The organism is Streptomyces triticisoli (assembly GCF_003270085.1).
Classification (GTDB): domain Bacteria; phylum Actinomycetota; class Actinomycetes; order Streptomycetales; family Streptomycetaceae; genus Streptomyces; species Streptomyces triticisoli.
Genome location: NZ_QFDQ01000028.1, coordinates 98,755 through 113,443 on the forward strand (window position 1 = coordinate 98,755; position 14,689 = coordinate 113,443).

Below are 14,689 nucleotides of genomic sequence, written 5' to 3' on the forward strand. Positions count from 1 at the left end.
GACTCGTTCGCTCGAGCCGAGGAGCCCCTGCATCAGGAGAGTGTCATGTCCGTGGTGATGGTTTCCCAGAGGGCGTCGAACCACTTCTGGGACTCCTCCACGAACGCCGCGTCCCGCTGCCCGCCGTGCTTGTCGAACGAGAACAGCAGGGACTCCGCGCCCAGGACGTCGTACATGTCCAGGGTCGCGTCGTCCGCCCGCTCCTCGCGGCGCGCGATCGTGTAGTACGCCATCAGCGCCTCCGCGTCGTTGAGCAGGTACAGCTTGACCGGCGGGGTGAAGGGCAGCGCGCGGAAGGTCACGCGGACGTCGATGCCGTGGGTGGCGCGCAGGGCCAGCAGGTTGTGCCTGAGCACCTGCCCCTGGGCGTTGCGCTGGGCGAGCCAGCGCCGGTGGACCGGGTCGTCCCCGTCCGGCCCGTCCACCGACACCGGGAAGGCCAGGGCGATGTCCCGGGACGGCAGCAGGATGCGCACGTCGATCGCCTCGGGGCGCAGCCGGCCCTCGTGGATCAGGCGTACGGGCTCGCTCAGGGCGATCACCAGGGTCTCGGCGGTCAGACAGGCCACGTCGATCCGCACCCGCCGGGCGGAGAAGGCCTCCACGAGCCGCGGCGCGAGGCCGACCATGGTCGGCTGGGGCTCCACGCGGGCGGCGCCGGGGGCGGCGATCCGCGGCGGGCTGCCCTTGGTGACGTTGCTGAGCAGGCCGTCCTCCTGGAGCACCCGCAGCGCCTGGCGCACGGCGCCGCGCTCCACCCCGAACTCCTCGGCGAGTTCGGCCTGGGTGGGCAGGCGGTCGCCCGGCTGGAGCACACCGGTGCGGATCCGCTCCCGCAGGGTGTCGGCGATCTCCTGGGGTGAGCTTCTTCTGCTGCCATTCACGGCCACGCTCTCCTGGGTCACAACCAAACGCTACAACTTTGATCCATCTAAGGGGAGTTGCTTGGAACTTGTTTATAGATAGCTGCCAAGTGGGGACAACTACAGCATAGTTGGTTACCAACTTGGTTGAGTTGGCGGAGGACTTGCCTCCCGGCTCGTCCTCGCACCGGCCCGCAACCGTCCGAAGGGGGAACCGTGCCCGCTCTCGCTCTTCTGTCAGCCATCTTCGTCGCCGCCCTGGATCAGTTCGTGCAGTGGAGGTACGGCACCGTGGGCATCGTCGGCCTGCTGCTGCTCACCGTCGGCATCAAGGCCAAGAACCCCACCATCAGTTCGGTGGGGGCCGTGGTGCTGGCGGTGCTGCTCACGGGGCCCGCCCTGTGACCCGTGCGAGACGTCAGTCCGTGAGCGTGAGCTCCGAACCGATCGTCTGCCACAGTGCGTTGAACCACAGGCGGGACTGCTCGACGAACGTCGTCTCGCGCGGGTCGGTGCCCTGTCCGAAGGCGAACAGCATCGACTGGGTGCCCTCGGTGTCGTACACCTCCAGGGGTTCGTGGTCGACCTCCTGCTCACGGCGCGCGATCGTGTAGTACGCGAACAGCGCCTCCGTGTCGTTGAGCAGGTACAGCTTGACCGGCGGGGTGAAGGGCAGCGCGCGGAAGGTCACGCGGACGTCGATGCCGTGGGTGGCGCGCAGGGCCAGCAGGTTGTGCCTGAGCACCTGCCCCTGGGCGTTGCGCTGGGCGAGCCGGCGCCGGTGCAGTCGGCCGGTGGCGGAGACCTCGTCCACCGGCGCGGGGAAGGCGAGTTCGACGTCCCGGCCGGGCAGCAGGACGCGGACGTCGACCTTGGCCGGTTTCAGTCGCCCGGCGTGGATCTGCCGCAACGGTTCGCCGATGGCCATGGTGAGCGAGACCGCGGTCAGACACAGGGCGTCGATCCGCGCGTGGGAGGCGTCGAAGGCGGCGGTGACACGGGGGGCGAGGGCGACCGTGGTGGGCAGCGGCGGGGCGGCGGGGCCGGTCAGGGTCTGCCGCGGGTCGGGCACGACGGTCGCCGGGCTGCCCTTGGACACGTTGGTGAGCAGGCACTCCGACTGCAGGATGCGCAGCGCCTGGCGTACGGTTCCGCGCTCGACACCGAACTCGACGGCCAGCTTGGCCTGGGTGGGCATGCGCTGTCCCGGCCGCAGCACACCGGCCGTGATCCGGCGGCGCAGTTCATCGGCCACCTCGCGGGGTGATCTCCGTGGCCGCTGCGGCCTTTCCTGCCCAGGGGCGGAGGCATATTCCGGGTCCACGGCCGAACAGTACAACTTCTCGCCATCTTACGGCAGTTCGAAGAAAGGTGGTTATGAGCCGCGCCCAAGTGGAGATAAGAGGAGTGAAGTTGGTAGCCAACTTGAGCGACATGGTCAAACTTTCCAAGTGTTGGCCGCCAGGGTGACGGTTGGGGAACACCGGACCGTGCTCTCTTCCGGAGGGGAGCCGGGAGCTCGGTCGGTGGGCGAGCCAACGGGAGCGGCAGTCGACACCACCGGCACCGCACCGCACCGCACCGCACCGCACAGTCACAACTGAACAGACGGCGCACAGTCACAACTCCATACGCGTTCGCACAGCCACAACCGAAGACCGTCACGCACAGCCACAACTCAACAGCCATGCTACGGATGCATGATCCCCGTCAACCGTCACCGCCGGGAAGGAGCACTCAGAACATGTCCGGGCACCAAGGCCGCCTGGACGTACGCAGCAGGGCGTCGGCCACTCGGGCGGCGCCCGCTCGTTCTTCCTGGACCCGGCCGAGCGCCGCGAGCCGCACCGCGGACTCGTCGCCGAGCCACAGGGTCGCCAACTCCGCGACATCCAGCGTCAGATCGGCGCTCTCGGTCGTCGGCGTACAGGACGCCCCGGCGGGTGAGGCCTCCATCCGCCATCGTCCACCGGTCATTCCGGCCCGGTCGACGACCTCCAGCACCAGCGTCCCCGTCCCCTCGTACGTCCGCGTCTCCAGGGCCCGTACGACGTCCAGGATCCGCACCCACAGCCAGTCCGCCTGCGTGGTGATCGTGGCGGCGCGCGGGTCGGGCAGAAGGAGGGGGAGCAGGTCGTCGGGTGCCCGCCAACCGGTCTTGACCCTCACGACCCAGTCGGCCGAACACAGGTGGAACCACAGGGCGCGTTCGGCGGCCGGGGTCACCGCGACGAGGTCCTTCACCGTGGCCGTGCACAGCGGCTGCTTGGCGTCCGACCAGGTGTCGTCGCACACGTACGCCGCCAGGCCCTCGACCGTGCCGTCCGCGGCGCGGTACACGGCGTGGAAGGGCTCGGTCCACGGGCGGTGGTCCAGGCGCAGGGCGCCGGTGGTGACCTGCCACCAGCGCTCGGAGCGGTCGATCGCGCCGGGCTGGGCGCGGCGCAACCGCTCGTGCAGCTCGGGGCCGAGCTTGCGTACGTCCTCACTGTCCACGAGGTCGACACGGCCGCCGTCCTCCGGACCCGCCCGGCGCGGATCGAGGCCGGCCCGGGGCACGTCGATCGTCCACTCGGTCGCCCAGGTGGCGGGGCCGAAGCCGTAGCGGCCGTAGATCGGGTACTCGGCGGCGATCAGGGTCGCGACGACGTCACCGCGGTCCTTCGCGGCGGCGAGGTCCTGGGCCATCATGCGGGTCAGCAGGGATCGGCGGCGGTGGGTGGCGGTGACGGTGACGTTGGATATCGCGTCGGCGGGGACGGTCGCCCCGCCGACGGCGGTGAGCTCCTGCTCGAAGGACCGGAACGTCGCCACGCACCGGTCGGCGTCGAAGGCACCGAGGGTGCGGGACGGGACGATGTACGACCCGCGGTCGGCGATCTCGGCGTCGGTGGCCCTGGGGCCGCGCAGGAAGCCGGTGTTCAGGGCACGGGCCCAGTCCGGGATCTCGTCCTCGCTGATGGGGCGTACGTCGATGTGAGGGCGGGCAGAAGTCATGGGCCGACGGTAGGGGGAGGGGGTGCGGGATGTCGCGGGGATTTTTCCGCCCCGCCGCTCTTGCCCGCCCCATCCCCCAGGAGCTCCGCCTCTTCAACCCCACCGGGAGTCCCGTCCCTGTGACCCCGTCGGGGCTCCGCCCCTGCGACCCCGTCGGGGCTCCGCCCCACGCACCCCGCCGAAGGCTCCGCCCCAGGCTCTGCACCCCGCTGGAGCACCGCCCCTGCACATCACTGGAGGCTCCCGCCCCCAGCCCGCCGCCCCCAGCCCGCCGGCCCTGGACTCCCGGCCCTGGACTCCCGGCCCCGGACTCCCGGCCCCGGACTCCCGGCCCCGGACTCCCGGCCCCGGACTCCCGGCCCCGGACTCCCGGCCCCGGGGCTCCGCCCCTGCGGTCTCGCCAGGTCTGCGCCCCTCGCCTCCACCAGGAGCTCCGCCACCGGATCCCCGCACCGGCCTGGACGGCCCCGTCCTCAAGTCCCCCCAAGCTCTTCGAGCAGGAGGGACCCCCGGACGGGCCGCACCGCAACCGTGCTCAGAAAGCCGCCCGGATCTCCCCCACCTCCTGGCCGCCGCCCAGCAGCGGGGCGTGGCCGATACGTTCGAGGACCGGGGCGTTCAGCCCCATCAGGGTCAGCGCGCGGGCCAGGACCGGGCCCAGGGCTCGCGTGGCGCCGTCGTCGATCTTGAAGGCCAGGGCCCGGCCGTCCGGGAGGCCGACGGCCTGAACGGCCTCCGCGCCCATCTTGGAGAGGGTGCCGGGGAGTTCGCGCATCAGCCAGGTGTCGGAGCGGCGGGTGCCGGCGACGTACTCGGGGTGGGCGCGCATGGCGTCCGCGACGCGGCGTTCGGGGGTGCCGGGTGCGGCCAGGACGAAGGCCCGGTAGGCGCGGGCCAGGCCCGTGAGACTGATCGCCGCCAGCGGCGCGCCGCAGCCGTCCGTGCCGACCGCCGCCACCGGCTCACCCGCCGTCTCCTCCACCACCCGGTGGATCCGCCGCTGCAGCGGGTGGTCCGGGTCGAGGTACGACTCCAGCGGCCAGCCCCGCAGTGCGCACGCCGCCAGCATCGCGGTGTGCTTGCCGGAGCAGTTCATCACCACCCGGTCGCGCACCGCCCCGGCCGCCAGGTAGGTCTCCTTCTCCTCCGGGTCCAGCGGCAGGTCCGGCGGGCACTGGAGCCGCGCCGGGGTCAGCCCGTGCTCGTCGAGCATCTTGCGGACCAGATCCCGGTGAAACGTTTCCCCGGAGTGGCTCGCCGCCGCGAGGGCGAGACGCTCACCGTCCAGTTCCAGGCCGACGTGCAGCACACCCGCCGCCTGCATCGGCTTGTTGGACGAGCGCGGGAAGACCGGCGCGGTCACATCCCCCAGCGCGAGCTCCACCGAACCGTCCGCGCCCAGCAGCACCAGGCTGCCCCGGTGCCGCCCTTCCACGAACCCCGAGCGGACCACCTCCGCCAGGACGGGGGGTGTGACGGGGGGTACGACGGACGTTGACGACGCGGACAGCGGCGACACGGACATCGGCGGTGGCCTTCCGGGACGACGGGCTGGGAACCTGAAGCACCGGGGACTGTCCGCCCGCGTCGGCCCGGGATCTCCGCGGCCGTCGCGTCAGACGAGCAGGTCGTCCACCTGTGCTTCCCCCTCACGGTACCTGCGGGCGATCTCCGCGCTGCAGTCGTCGGCCGTGCGCTGCAGCTCCTGCCGCTGCCCGGACACCTGCTGCTCGTACCGCACGAGCCGCCCCATCGCCGCGCCCAGCTCCAGGTCCGTACGGGCGCCCAGGTCCGACAGCTCGACCTCGGCGAGCATCTGCGCGGCCAGCTGCCGGTACTCCTCCCCGTGCGGTGTGCCGAGCGTCACGTGCCGGGCCGAGGAGCGCTGCCGCGCGGGCGCGTCCCTCAGGATCTCCGCGAGCCGCTCGACGACGGACGCCTGCTCGGGCGCGGGCGCCTGCCCGGCGTCCAGGACGGACTCCGGCCCGCGCCGGGCCAGTTCCGCGCGCAGGATGTCGATCCGCCCCTGCAGCAGCCGCCGTACGTAACTCAGGTCGGCCTCGTCCCGCTGCGCCTGTCGGCGCAGGGCGCGCAGCTCGGGCAGGCTCAACAGGGTCAGACCCGGCTCCGGGGCCATGCCGGGCTCCGACCGCTCCACGGGCAGCGCCGGGCTGTCGGTGCGCTGCACGGGCGGCCGGTGGGCCTCCGGAACGCCCTCGTGGATCGGCGAGGCCGCCCCGGGCTGCCGCTCGGTACTCGATGTGCTCATGCCCCTCAACCGTCCCCTCGACCGGCGCGTACGGGAAGCATCGTGCCACTCTGAGTCGCCATCGTGTGACCGAGTGCTTCCGATCGGCCCCGGATGGGGGGTTACGAGGCAGAAAGAAACACGATATGAACTCTCCCCCGAGCTCTTCGGGCAGAGGCACCCCCAGGCACCCGGACGGCTCACGGGCATGATGGTCGGCATGCGTGCAGTGGTGCAGAGGGTGGACGGCGCGAGCGTCGTCGTGGAAGACAAGACGGTGGGAGCGATCGAGGGCGAGGGGCTGTGCGTCCTCGTCGGGGTCACCCATGAGGACACCAAGGAGAAGGCGGCCCAGCTCGCCCGCAAGCTCTGGTCGATCCGCATGCTCCACGACGAGAAGTCGTGCAGCGACACCGGTGCCCCGCTGCTGGTCATCAGCCAGTTCACGCTGTACGGCGACGCCCGCAAGGGCCGCCGCCCCACCTGGAACGCGGCCGCCCCCGGCGAGGTGGCCGAGCCGCTGGTCAACGAGGTGGTCGCCCAACTGCGCTCGCTGGGCGCGACGGTGGTGACGGGCCGGTTCGGCGCGCGAATGCGGGTGTCGCTGACGAACGACGGCCCGTTCACCGTCCTGCTGGAGGTGTGAGCCGCGGGGCCCATGGGCCCCTACGGCTCCACGACGACCTCCTGTGCCGCCGCCGTGTCCCCCGCCATCAGCCGCGCGTCCACCGGGACGTTCCGCTTGACCAGGGCGAGTGCGACCGGGCCGAGTTCGAAGTGCCGTACGGACGTGGTCACGAAACCGATGCTGCGGCCGTCCGGACCCTGGTCGGCGAGGCGGATCTCCGTGCCGTGCGCCGGCAGGTGGACCTCACTGCCGTCGAGGTGCAGGAAGACCAGGCGGCGCGGCGGCTTGCCCAGGTTCTGCACCCGGGCCACGGTCTCCTGGCCGCGGTAGCAGCCCTTCTGCAGATGGACGGCCGTACCGATCAGACCCAGCTCGTGCGGGATGGTGCGGTGGTCGGTCTCGAAGCCGAGCCGGGGGCGGTGCTGCTCGACGCGCAGCGCCTCGTGGGCGAGGATCCCGGCCGGCGGACCGGCCGCCCGGGTGTACGACTCCAGGTCCGCACGCGGCAGGAACAGGTCACGGCCGTACGCGGTCTCCCGTACGACGACCCCCGCGGGGACCTCCGCGATGGAACCGGCCGGCAGGTGCACGACGGCGAAGTCGCCGGTGCGGTCGGCGACCTCGGCCCGGTAGAAGAACTTCATCGACTCCAGGTACGCGATCAGCGCCTCCTGGGTGCCGGGCTCCACGTGCGCCCAGACCGTCTCACCGTCGTCGACCAGGTAGAGCGCGTGCTCGATATGGCCGTGCGCGGACAGGATCAGCGCCTCGGTGGCCTGGCCGGCGGGCAGCTCGCTGACGTGCTGGGTGAGCAGCAGGTGCAGCCAGCTGAGCCGGTCCTCGCCGGAGACGGTGACGACACCGCGGTGCGAGAGGTCGACGAATCCGGTGCCGTCCGCGAGGGCGCGCTGCTCACGGAACAGGTCGCCGTAGTGTGCGGCGACGCCTTCGTCCACACCCTCGGCGGCAACGGCGCCGGGCAGGGACAGCAGAGGGCTCTTCATACGGCAAGCCTACGACGCGGTGGGTGAGCTCCCCGCGGAACAGTCCTCGCAGCGGCCGAAGATGGCGAAGTGCTTCAGGTCGGTGTCGAAGCCGAACTGCTGCCGCAGCTTGGCCGTGAAGTCCTCCGCCACCTCCACGTCGGCCTCGATGACGCGCTCGCAGTCCCGGCAGACCAGGTGCAGGTGATGGTGGCGGTCGGCGAGGTGATAGGTGGGCGCGCCGTGCCCCAGATGGGCGTGGCTGACCAGCCCCAGCTCCTCCAGCAGCTCCAGGGTCCGGTAGACGGTGGAGATGTTGACCCCCGACGCGGTCTTCCGCACCTCGCCGAGAATCTCGTCGGGGGTCGCGTGCTCCAGGGTGTCCACGGCTTCGAGCACGAGTTGCCGCTGCGGCGTCAGCCGGTAGCCGCGCTGCCTGAGATCGCTCTTCCAGTCGGTGCTCACCACGTCGCCAAGTCTAGGCCGAGGTGCGAGTCACGGTCCGGCCGTCCATACACCACTCAGCGTCGGCGAGCGGACCGCTCTCGGTATCCCAGGGAGCGTACGCACTGAGTCCGCCTCTGCATCGCACGCCGCTCAGGGCACGGCATCCGGAGTCCCGTCCGGAGGCGCTCCGTACCGCGGTCGAGAGACTGACTCCGAGCCGTGTGCCCGCGTTCGTGCAGGATCTCGTCGAGGCGACGGCCGACGCCCAGCAGACTCAGTCCCTCGCACCTCTGCGCACCTTCGTCCACACCTGGGGCGCGTTCGTCGCGATCCAGCGTCACCCGTCCCGTGCCGCCCGCCTGCGCCATCTGGAAGAAGTGGTCAGCGCAGGTGAGGACGACCCGACGGACGCCATCGCCGAGATCCGGGAAATCCACTCCGAGGCCGAGGCGGAGGCCGGCTTGTGAACCCGGCCTACTTGAAGAACGCGATCCCGTCGTCCGGCAGGTCGTCGGGGAGGGCCTTGGCCCAGCGCTCGACCTGTTCGGGGGTGACGACCTTCTTCAGGTGGGCGGACATGTAGGGGCGCAGCTCGACCTCGGGGGTCTGCTTCTCGCCGACCCACATCAGGTCGCTCTTGACGTAGCCGTACAGCCGCTTGCCGCCGGTGTAGGGGCGGGAGGCGGCGGTGCGGGCGACCGCGTCCGTCACCAGGTCGACCTGCGGCTTGCCGTGCGCCAGCTCGCCGTACCAGATCTCGATGACCCCGTCGTCGCGGACCATCGTGACCTCGACCTTGCGGCCGGCGTCGATCCGCCAGAAGCCGGACTCGGACTCCAGCGGCCTGACCTTGTTGCCGTCCTTGTCCAGCACCCAGGTGCGGGAGTGGTACTCCAGGAAGTCCCGGCCGTCGTGGGTGAAGGTGATCTCCTGGCCGAAGTTGCACTTCTCGGCACCGGGGAAGTCGTGCACGCCGGCGCCGGCCCAGTCGCCGAGCAGGAAGGCGAGGGGGACCAGGTCCTTGTGGAGGTCGGACGGGATCTCGATCATGAGCGGCGGTTCCTGGGTGTCGTGGTCAGCGCTGGCCCTGGTACAGCTTCTTCACGGTCAGGTAGGCGAAGGCGAGAACGCCGACGCAGACCAGGACCAGCAGGGCTTCGAAGAAGATCGTCACGGGGTGCTCCTTGTCGAGCGCGGTGCGGTACGTACGTACACAGGGCCGGACCCCAGCTTAGTCGGCCGGGGTACGGCCCTCTCCGTGAGGTGCGCTGCCCGGGGGTCAGCCCGGCAGGGACCCGCTCCTCACCGCGCCGACGAAGGAGGCCCAGGCGGGTGCCTCGAAGAGGAGGGCAGCACGGGCGGGGGCCTTGCTGTCGCGGACGGGAATCACGGCGGGGAGGTTGTCGGCGACCTCGATGCAGTTGCCGCCGTCCGTGTTGCTGTAGCTGCTCTTGCGCCAGGCGGCGGCGTTCAGGAAGTCGTCGGAGACCTCAATGCACTCGCCACCATCCGGATTGCTGTAAGAGCTCTTGCGCCACGTCGCGGTGCTCAGGTCGATCGCTCGCACGGCACTTCCTCCAACATCCGCAGGACGAACTTGCGCGACTCGGCCGGGTTCAGAGCCACGTCTCGCATCGCATCGTACGCACGTTGCAGTCGCTCAACCGATGCGTTTTCCTCGATCAGTTCGCCGCGGTGGGCGTTCTCCGTGTAGGCCACCGTCTTGCCGTCCAGCAGGCGCAGGAACATCACGGCGGTGCTCACCAGTCCGTACAGACCGGCGCCCTGCGGCAGCACCTGAAGCGTGATGTTCGGGCGCTCCGACGCGTCCCGCAAGTACTCCAGTTGCTGCCGCCACGCTGCCACGTCGCAAAGCGGCGTACGCAACACCGCCTCTGCGAGGAGGGCACGGAACGGTGGCGCGTCAGCCCCTTCCAGCAGCTTCCGCCTCCCGGTGCGCGCTTCGACCTGTTGGTCCAACTCCTTGCCCTTGGCGCCACCCAATGCGAGAACCTCACGAGCGTAACCGTCCGTCTGAAGCACGCCTGGCAAGATGCTCACCCCGTAGTGCCACAGGCTCACCGCCTCCGCCTCCAGCAGCATGTACCGCCGGTACTGCTCCTTGAACTGCGAGGGGTCTCCCACCGCCAGTTCCCACAGCGTCAGCAGCAGTCCCGGCGTCCCGTAGTGCTGGTCGAGCGCCTCCGCGACCTCCGGGCTGCCCAGGGTCGCGCCGGTCTCCAGCTTCCCGAACAGCGACGGGTCCCACCCGAGCGCTTTGCCCAGATCACGCAGGCTCTCACCGCGAGCCAGGCGAAGGGCCCGCACCTCCTCGGCGAACCGCCGCCGGGGCTCCTGGCTCCGTCCCGTGATCACCCGTCTCGGCGGCATCGCGCTCCCCCTCGGAAAGTGGCTGTCGAAGGTGTGGAAGTAACGACGTGAGCCGCCGAAGGGCAGCCCGCAAGCGACGTTTCGGCCCCGCACACGGGCCATCCTCATAACACCTGAACACGCAGCGTAGTGCGATGCTCGCTCTGCGCGCAGGCGTTCGCGAAAGGAACGGCATCGATGACCACGGAGTCCACCCCGCTCGCCCCGGGCACCCTCGTCCACGACCCGGCCACCCGCAAGGTCGGCGAGTACCTGGACCGGTCCGGTCCGTACGCGATGCTCCGACCCATCGGCGGCGGCCGGGAGTGGCAGGCCGACCCGGCGGCGCTGCGGCCCGCGACGCCCGAGGAGCGGCTGAGCGCAGGAGTGCGGGTGGCCAATGACCGCACCCGGTCGGCCGGTGCGAGCGCGCCCGGCCCCGAGGACTTGAGCCGCCCGCCGATGCCGGTACGCGGCTGTGAGGTCTGCGCAGAGCTGGACGCGGGGCGCGAGGCCGCGCGAGCCGCGTACGACCGCAGCGCGGAGACGGACGCGAACGTCCTGCTGCGGCAGCACCGGCGGCAGGAGCACCGCACGTGAGGCGGTTACGCTTCCAGCATGGCGAAGAAGCTCGTGATCAAGGTGACGGCGGGGGCGGACGCCCCCGAGCGGTGCTCGCAGGCGTTCACGGTGGCGGCGGTGGCCGTGGCCAGTGGGGTCGACGTCTCGCTGTGGCTGACCGGGGAGGCCTCGTGGTTCGCGCTGCCGGGCCGGGCCGCCGAGTTCGAACTGCCGCACGCCGCTCCGCTGCCCGACCTGATCGACTCGATCCTGGCGGCCGGGCGCGTCACGCTGTGCACGCAGTGCGCGGCCCGCCGCGAGATCACGGAGGAGGACGTCATCAAGGGCGTACGGATCGCGGGTGCGCAGGTCTTCGTCCAGGAGGCGCTGGGCGACGAGACGCAGGCGCTCGTCTACTGAGACACCGGTGAGGCCCCCGGCGGGCTCAGTGGCGTTTCTTGCCGTCCAGCTCGTCCCACCACTCGTCGGACTGCTTGTCGCCGGACGGGTCGTCCCACCAGCGGTCCTCGGGCCCGCGCCGGTTGGCGACCATCGCGGCGACCGGCGGGATCACCATGGCGAACAGGCACATGCCCACCGCCGCCGGAACCGACCAGATCCGCACGACACCCCAGGCCAGGACGAACAGTCCGATACAGGTGCCCATCATGGCGAAGTACACGTGACGCCGCCGTGCGTACATACTTCCAGGGTAGATCCGCACCACCGTCCCGTGGCATGCCGAAGGGCCGCGTCCCAGGTGTCCAACCCGGGGGACGCGGCCCTTCTGGCATGCGGCGTGGTCAGACCGCGATCGCCACCTCCGCGAGGCCGCCCTGCTGGGCGACGACCGTGCGGTCGGCGGTGGTGCCGGGGACGAGGGCGCGGACGGTCCAGGTGCCCTCGGCCGCGTAGAAACGGAACTGGCCCGTGGCGGAGGTGGGGACCTCCGCGGTGAACTCGCCGGTCGCGTCCAGCAGGCGGACGTAGCCCGTCACCGGCTCGCCGTCGCGGGTCACCTGACCCTGGATCGTCGTCTCACCCGGCCTGATCGTCGAGGCGTCCGGGCCGCCGGCCTTCGCTCCACACATGTGCTACTCCAGAGGTTCGATGAGGTCGAAACGGTCTGAACCGTCTTGCTTACTTGCCGGGACCCAGCTCGATCGGCACGCCCACCAGGGAGCCGTACTCGGTCCAGGAGCCGTCGTAGTTCTTGACGTTCGGGACCCCGAGCAGCTCGTGCAGGACGAACCAGCTCAGCGCCGAGCGCTCACCGATGCGGCACAGGGCGATGGTGTCCTTCGACAGGTCGATCTCCTCCGCCTCGTAGAGGGCCTTGAGCTCCTCGTCCGACTTGAAGGTGCCGTCGTCCTTGGCGTTCTTGGACCACGGGATGTTCCGGGAGGTCGGCACGTGGCCGGGGCGCTGCGACTGCTCCTGCGGCAGGTGGGCCGGGGCGAGCAGCTTGCCGGAGAACTCGTCGGGCGAGCGGACGTCGACGATGTTCAGCTTGCCGATCGCCTCCACGACCTCGTCGCGGAAGGCGCGGATGGAGGTGTCCTGCGGCTTGGCCTTGTACTCGGTCTTCGCACGCTCCGGCACGTCCGTGCCGTCGACCAGTTCGCGGGCGTCCAGTTCCCACTTCTTGCGGCCACCGTCGAGGAGCTTGACGTTCTCGTGGCCGTACAGCTTGAAGTACCAGTACGCGTACGCGGCGAACCAGTTGTTGTTGCCGCCGTAGAGGATCACCGTGTGGTCGTTGGAGATGCCCTTCTCCGACAGGAGCTTCTCGAAGCCCTCCTGGTCGACGAAGTCACGGCGGACCGGGTCCTGGAGGTCCTTCGTCCAGTCGATCCGGATGGCGTTCTTGATGTGGTTCTTGTCGTACGCGGACGTGTCCTCGTCGACCTCGACGATGGCGATGCTCGGGTCGTCCAGGTGCTCCTGAAGCCAGTCGGCGTCGACCAGTACGTCGCTGCGGCTCATGCTCAATCTCCTCCGGGGCAGGTGCGGCGGGGCGTGCGAAGTGCGGGGGCGCGCCGATACGCGGTGCGGTGCCGGTGTACACGGCGCACGGATGGCCCCGGGTCACGTACGGGGCCGGCGAGTACGGGAGAAAGCTCCCGCTCAGGAAGTGCGACAGAGCATGGCGGCCACGCGGCACAGGTCCACTGCCCGCCGCTTCGTGAGATCCGCCTGTCGCTGCATGGGATCGATCGTAGGGAGGGATGGGCGGTTGTGTCACCGGCGTGTCGAGTATTGAGACAATATCGTCCGTAATGCGGGACAGGAGGATGATCGAGTCGCCTTCGTACGGCTTCCGCGCACCCGCGTCCGCCCTCGCTCCGCAGCACATCTGCGGGGCGGACTACGGCGTCTCGCCAGTCGGACACCCTTTCGTCCGCCGGCTGTCGTCCTACCCGGCCTACCCGGCCTACCCGGCGAGCCTGACGTTCGAACCCTTCATCGTGATCTCGACGCCGTCCTTCGCCGCCCGCACCGAGTCCAGCCGGACCTCGCCGGGCAGCCGGTCGATCGCCTGCTGGAGGTCGGTGACCGGCCGGATCCGGTTCTCGACGAGCCGCACGCCGCCGAACCTGGGCAGCGTGTCGGCCTCCAACCGGACCTTGTTGTCCTTCACCATGACCGAGCTGAGCACCGAGATCCTGGGCAGCTTCACACCGAGCAGGGTCGCCGCGACGTCGACCTTGATCTTGCCGTTGCCGCCGTCGGACAGGCCGACCACCTGGGCGGTCACGCCGAAGCCGACCGGCGTGGGCTCGGGCTTGGCGGCCTTCAGCAGCTCGTCGTAGGCGATGGTCGCGGTGCCGGTGGCGGCGGAGGCGGTGGCCGAGCGGTGGTCGCCGGAGATCCGTACGCCCTTCATGTCCACCTTGATGTCGTCGATGCGGATCTTCTGGGCGCCGTTGCCGGTGGCCGCCTCGTAGTTCTTGATGCCGACCTCGACGCCGTCGAGCTCACCGCTCGCCAGCTGGGTCAGGAAGGGGAAGCCCTTGACGGACACGTCGGGGGCGCTCGCCAGGTTCTCGGTCGTCCTGAGCCTGTCGGCCGCCTGCTCCTCCGCGAAGTGCACCGCGACCCGGTCGACCACCACGAACAGCACGCCCAGGATCACGACGGCGATCAGAAGTATGCGCAGCGCGCGCATGCGATGCTCCCCCCAGCTCGGCGTGTACCGACGACCGGGCGGCCGTCTGCGGGAGCCTAACGCCCCGGAACGGCCCGCCCGGGATCCTGTCGAGCACCTGTTGATCACCTATTGATCACCTGTGACGACAGGAGGTACGGCTACCCCAGCCCCCGCCCCAGTACCCACACCGCCGGTGCCGCCGCCGCGAGCGGCAGGGCGACGCCGGCCGTGAAGTGCACGAAGCGCGACGGGTAGTCGTAGCCGGCCACCCGGTGGCCGATCAGCGCGCACACCGCCGCGCCCGCGCCGAGCAGCGCGCCCTTCGCGCCCAGGCCCGTCATGCCGCCGACCGCGATGCCCGCGCCCGCCGCGGCGAGCAGCGAGACGACGACGGAGGCCGCGGCGGGCAGCGGCAGCGCACGCGCCGGGACGGCCACCGCG

Annotated in this window: 20 protein-coding genes and 1 pseudogene; 5 read left to right on the forward strand and 16 right to left on the reverse strand. The window is 70.6% G+C overall.

The window, feature by feature from the left end; translation table 11 throughout:
* Positions 1–32: 32 nt before the first annotated feature.
* Entirely contained in the window at positions 33–911 is an 879-nt protein-coding gene (locus DEP02_RS05945) for a winged helix-turn-helix domain-containing protein (RefSeq protein WP_112466270.1), read from the reverse strand.
* A gap of 168 nt (positions 912–1,079) precedes the next feature.
* Here DEP02_RS05945 and DEP02_RS05950 point away from each other — a divergent pair, with 168 nt between their 5' ends.
* The gene (locus DEP02_RS05950; RefSeq protein ID WP_112466271.1) at positions 1,080–1,268 is read left to right on the forward strand and encodes a hypothetical protein; all 189 of its coding nucleotides are present in this window, start codon (positions 1,080–1,082) and stop codon (positions 1,266–1,268) included.
* Positions 1,269–1,281: 13 nt separating this feature from the next.
* Here the strand turns inward: DEP02_RS05950 and DEP02_RS05955 are convergent, their stop codons facing one another.
* The 4 genes from DEP02_RS05955 to DEP02_RS05970 form a co-directional block, all read right to left on the reverse strand.
* Positions 1,282–2,202 (reverse strand): winged helix-turn-helix domain-containing protein, encoded by a 921-nt coding sequence (locus DEP02_RS05955; protein WP_269809344.1) that lies wholly within the window; start codon positions 2,200–2,202, stop codon positions 1,282–1,284.
* Between the two features lie 398 nt (positions 2,203–2,600).
* On the reverse strand, positions 2,601–3,860 hold the full coding sequence (locus DEP02_RS05960) for a GNAT family N-acetyltransferase (RefSeq protein WP_112466273.1): 1,260 nt from the start codon (positions 3,858–3,860) through the stop codon (positions 2,601–2,603).
* A 535-nt stretch (positions 3,861–4,395) separates the two neighbouring features.
* Positions 4,396–5,385: an asparaginase gene (locus DEP02_RS05965; protein ID WP_112466274.1), complete on the reverse strand. Its 990-nt coding sequence runs from the start codon at positions 5,383–5,385 to the stop codon at positions 4,396–4,398.
* 90 nt (positions 5,386–5,475) lie between these two features.
* A complete protein-coding gene (locus DEP02_RS05970; protein WP_198668306.1) occupies positions 5,476–6,129 on the reverse strand; it encodes an RsiG family protein in 654 nt (217 codons plus the stop codon).
* A gap of 199 nt (positions 6,130–6,328) precedes the next feature.
* Between DEP02_RS05970 and dtd the strand changes: the two genes are divergently transcribed.
* A complete protein-coding gene (dtd, locus tag DEP02_RS05975; RefSeq protein WP_112466298.1) occupies positions 6,329–6,754 on the forward strand; it encodes a D-aminoacyl-tRNA deacylase in 426 nt (141 codons plus the stop codon).
* A 20-nt stretch (positions 6,755–6,774) separates the two neighbouring features.
* On the opposite strand, the gene ygfZ is transcribed toward dtd, so the two are convergent.
* A complete protein-coding gene (ygfZ, locus tag DEP02_RS05980; RefSeq protein WP_112466275.1) occupies positions 6,775–7,740 on the reverse strand; it encodes a CAF17-like 4Fe-4S cluster assembly/insertion protein YgfZ in 966 nt (321 codons plus the stop codon).
* Between the two features lie 9 nt (positions 7,741–7,749).
* Complete coding sequence (locus DEP02_RS05985) at positions 7,750–8,187, reverse strand: Fur family transcriptional regulator (RefSeq protein ID WP_112466276.1); 438 nt, start codon at positions 8,185–8,187, stop codon at positions 7,750–7,752.
* Between the two features lie 113 nt (positions 8,188–8,300).
* On the opposite strand from DEP02_RS05985, the gene DEP02_RS05990 reads away from it, so the two are divergent.
* A complete protein-coding gene (locus tag DEP02_RS05990; protein ID WP_269809346.1) occupies positions 8,301–8,633 on the forward strand; it encodes a DUF6247 family protein in 333 nt (110 codons plus the stop codon).
* 7 nt (positions 8,634–8,640) lie between these two features.
* Here DEP02_RS05990 and DEP02_RS05995 read toward each other — a convergent pair whose 3' ends face one another.
* The 3 genes from DEP02_RS05995 to DEP02_RS06010 all read right to left on the reverse strand — a co-directional run bounded on the left by DEP02_RS05995 (position 8,641) and on the right by DEP02_RS06010 (position 10,557).
* Complete coding sequence (locus DEP02_RS05995; protein WP_112466277.1) at positions 8,641–9,216, reverse strand: heme-binding beta-barrel domain-containing protein; 576 nt, start codon at positions 9,214–9,216, stop codon at positions 8,641–8,643.
* 229 nt (positions 9,217–9,445) lie between these two features.
* Positions 9,446–9,733, reverse strand: coding sequence for a DUF397 domain-containing protein (locus DEP02_RS06005; RefSeq protein WP_112466279.1), 288 nt, complete (start codon positions 9,731–9,733; stop codon positions 9,446–9,448).
* On the reverse strand, positions 9,715–10,557 hold the full coding sequence (locus DEP02_RS06010) for a helix-turn-helix domain-containing protein (protein WP_112466280.1): 843 nt from the start codon (positions 10,555–10,557) through the stop codon (positions 9,715–9,717). Before DEP02_RS06010 ends, DEP02_RS06005 begins: the two co-directional genes overlap by 19 nt.
* A gap of 177 nt (positions 10,558–10,734) precedes the next feature.
* Between DEP02_RS06010 and DEP02_RS06015 the strand changes: the two genes are divergently transcribed.
* Both DEP02_RS06015 and DEP02_RS06020 read left to right on the forward strand, forming a co-directional pair.
* Positions 10,735–11,136, forward strand: a complete 402-nt coding sequence (locus tag DEP02_RS06015) for a hypothetical protein (RefSeq protein ID WP_112466281.1) — start codon at positions 10,735–10,737, stop codon at positions 11,134–11,136.
* An 18-nt stretch (positions 11,137–11,154) separates the two neighbouring features.
* Positions 11,155–11,517 carry a DsrE family protein gene (locus DEP02_RS06020; RefSeq protein ID WP_112466282.1) on the forward strand — a complete coding sequence of 121 codons (363 nt, stop codon included), beginning with the start codon at positions 11,155–11,157 and terminating at the stop codon, positions 11,515–11,517.
* 25 nt (positions 11,518–11,542) lie between these two features.
* Here the strand turns inward: DEP02_RS06020 and DEP02_RS06025 are convergent, their stop codons facing one another.
* From DEP02_RS06025 to DEP02_RS06045, 6 genes and pseudogenes are all read right to left on the reverse strand, one after another.
* Complete coding sequence (locus DEP02_RS06025) at positions 11,543–11,800, reverse strand: DUF3099 domain-containing protein (RefSeq protein WP_112466283.1); 258 nt, start codon at positions 11,798–11,800, stop codon at positions 11,543–11,545.
* Positions 11,801–11,900: 100 nt separating this feature from the next.
* Positions 11,901–12,188: a DUF1416 domain-containing protein gene (locus DEP02_RS06030; RefSeq protein WP_112466284.1), complete on the reverse strand. Its 288-nt coding sequence runs from the start codon at positions 12,186–12,188 to the stop codon at positions 11,901–11,903.
* A 49-nt stretch (positions 12,189–12,237) separates the two neighbouring features.
* Entirely contained in the window at positions 12,238–13,083 is an 846-nt protein-coding gene (locus DEP02_RS06035; RefSeq protein ID WP_112466285.1) for a sulfurtransferase, read from the reverse strand.
* A gap of 141 nt (positions 13,084–13,224) precedes the next feature.
* Complete coding sequence (locus DEP02_RS35655; protein WP_355139345.1) at positions 13,225–13,305, reverse strand: putative leader peptide; 81 nt, start codon at positions 13,303–13,305, stop codon at positions 13,225–13,227.
* A gap of 226 nt (positions 13,306–13,531) precedes the next feature.
* Entirely contained in the window at positions 13,532–14,266 is a 735-nt protein-coding gene (locus DEP02_RS06040) for an LmeA family phospholipid-binding protein (protein WP_112466286.1), read from the reverse strand.
* Positions 14,267–14,406: 140 nt separating this feature from the next.
* A pseudogene (locus DEP02_RS06045) lies at positions 14,407–14,689 on the reverse strand (hypothetical protein); the annotation flags it as partial.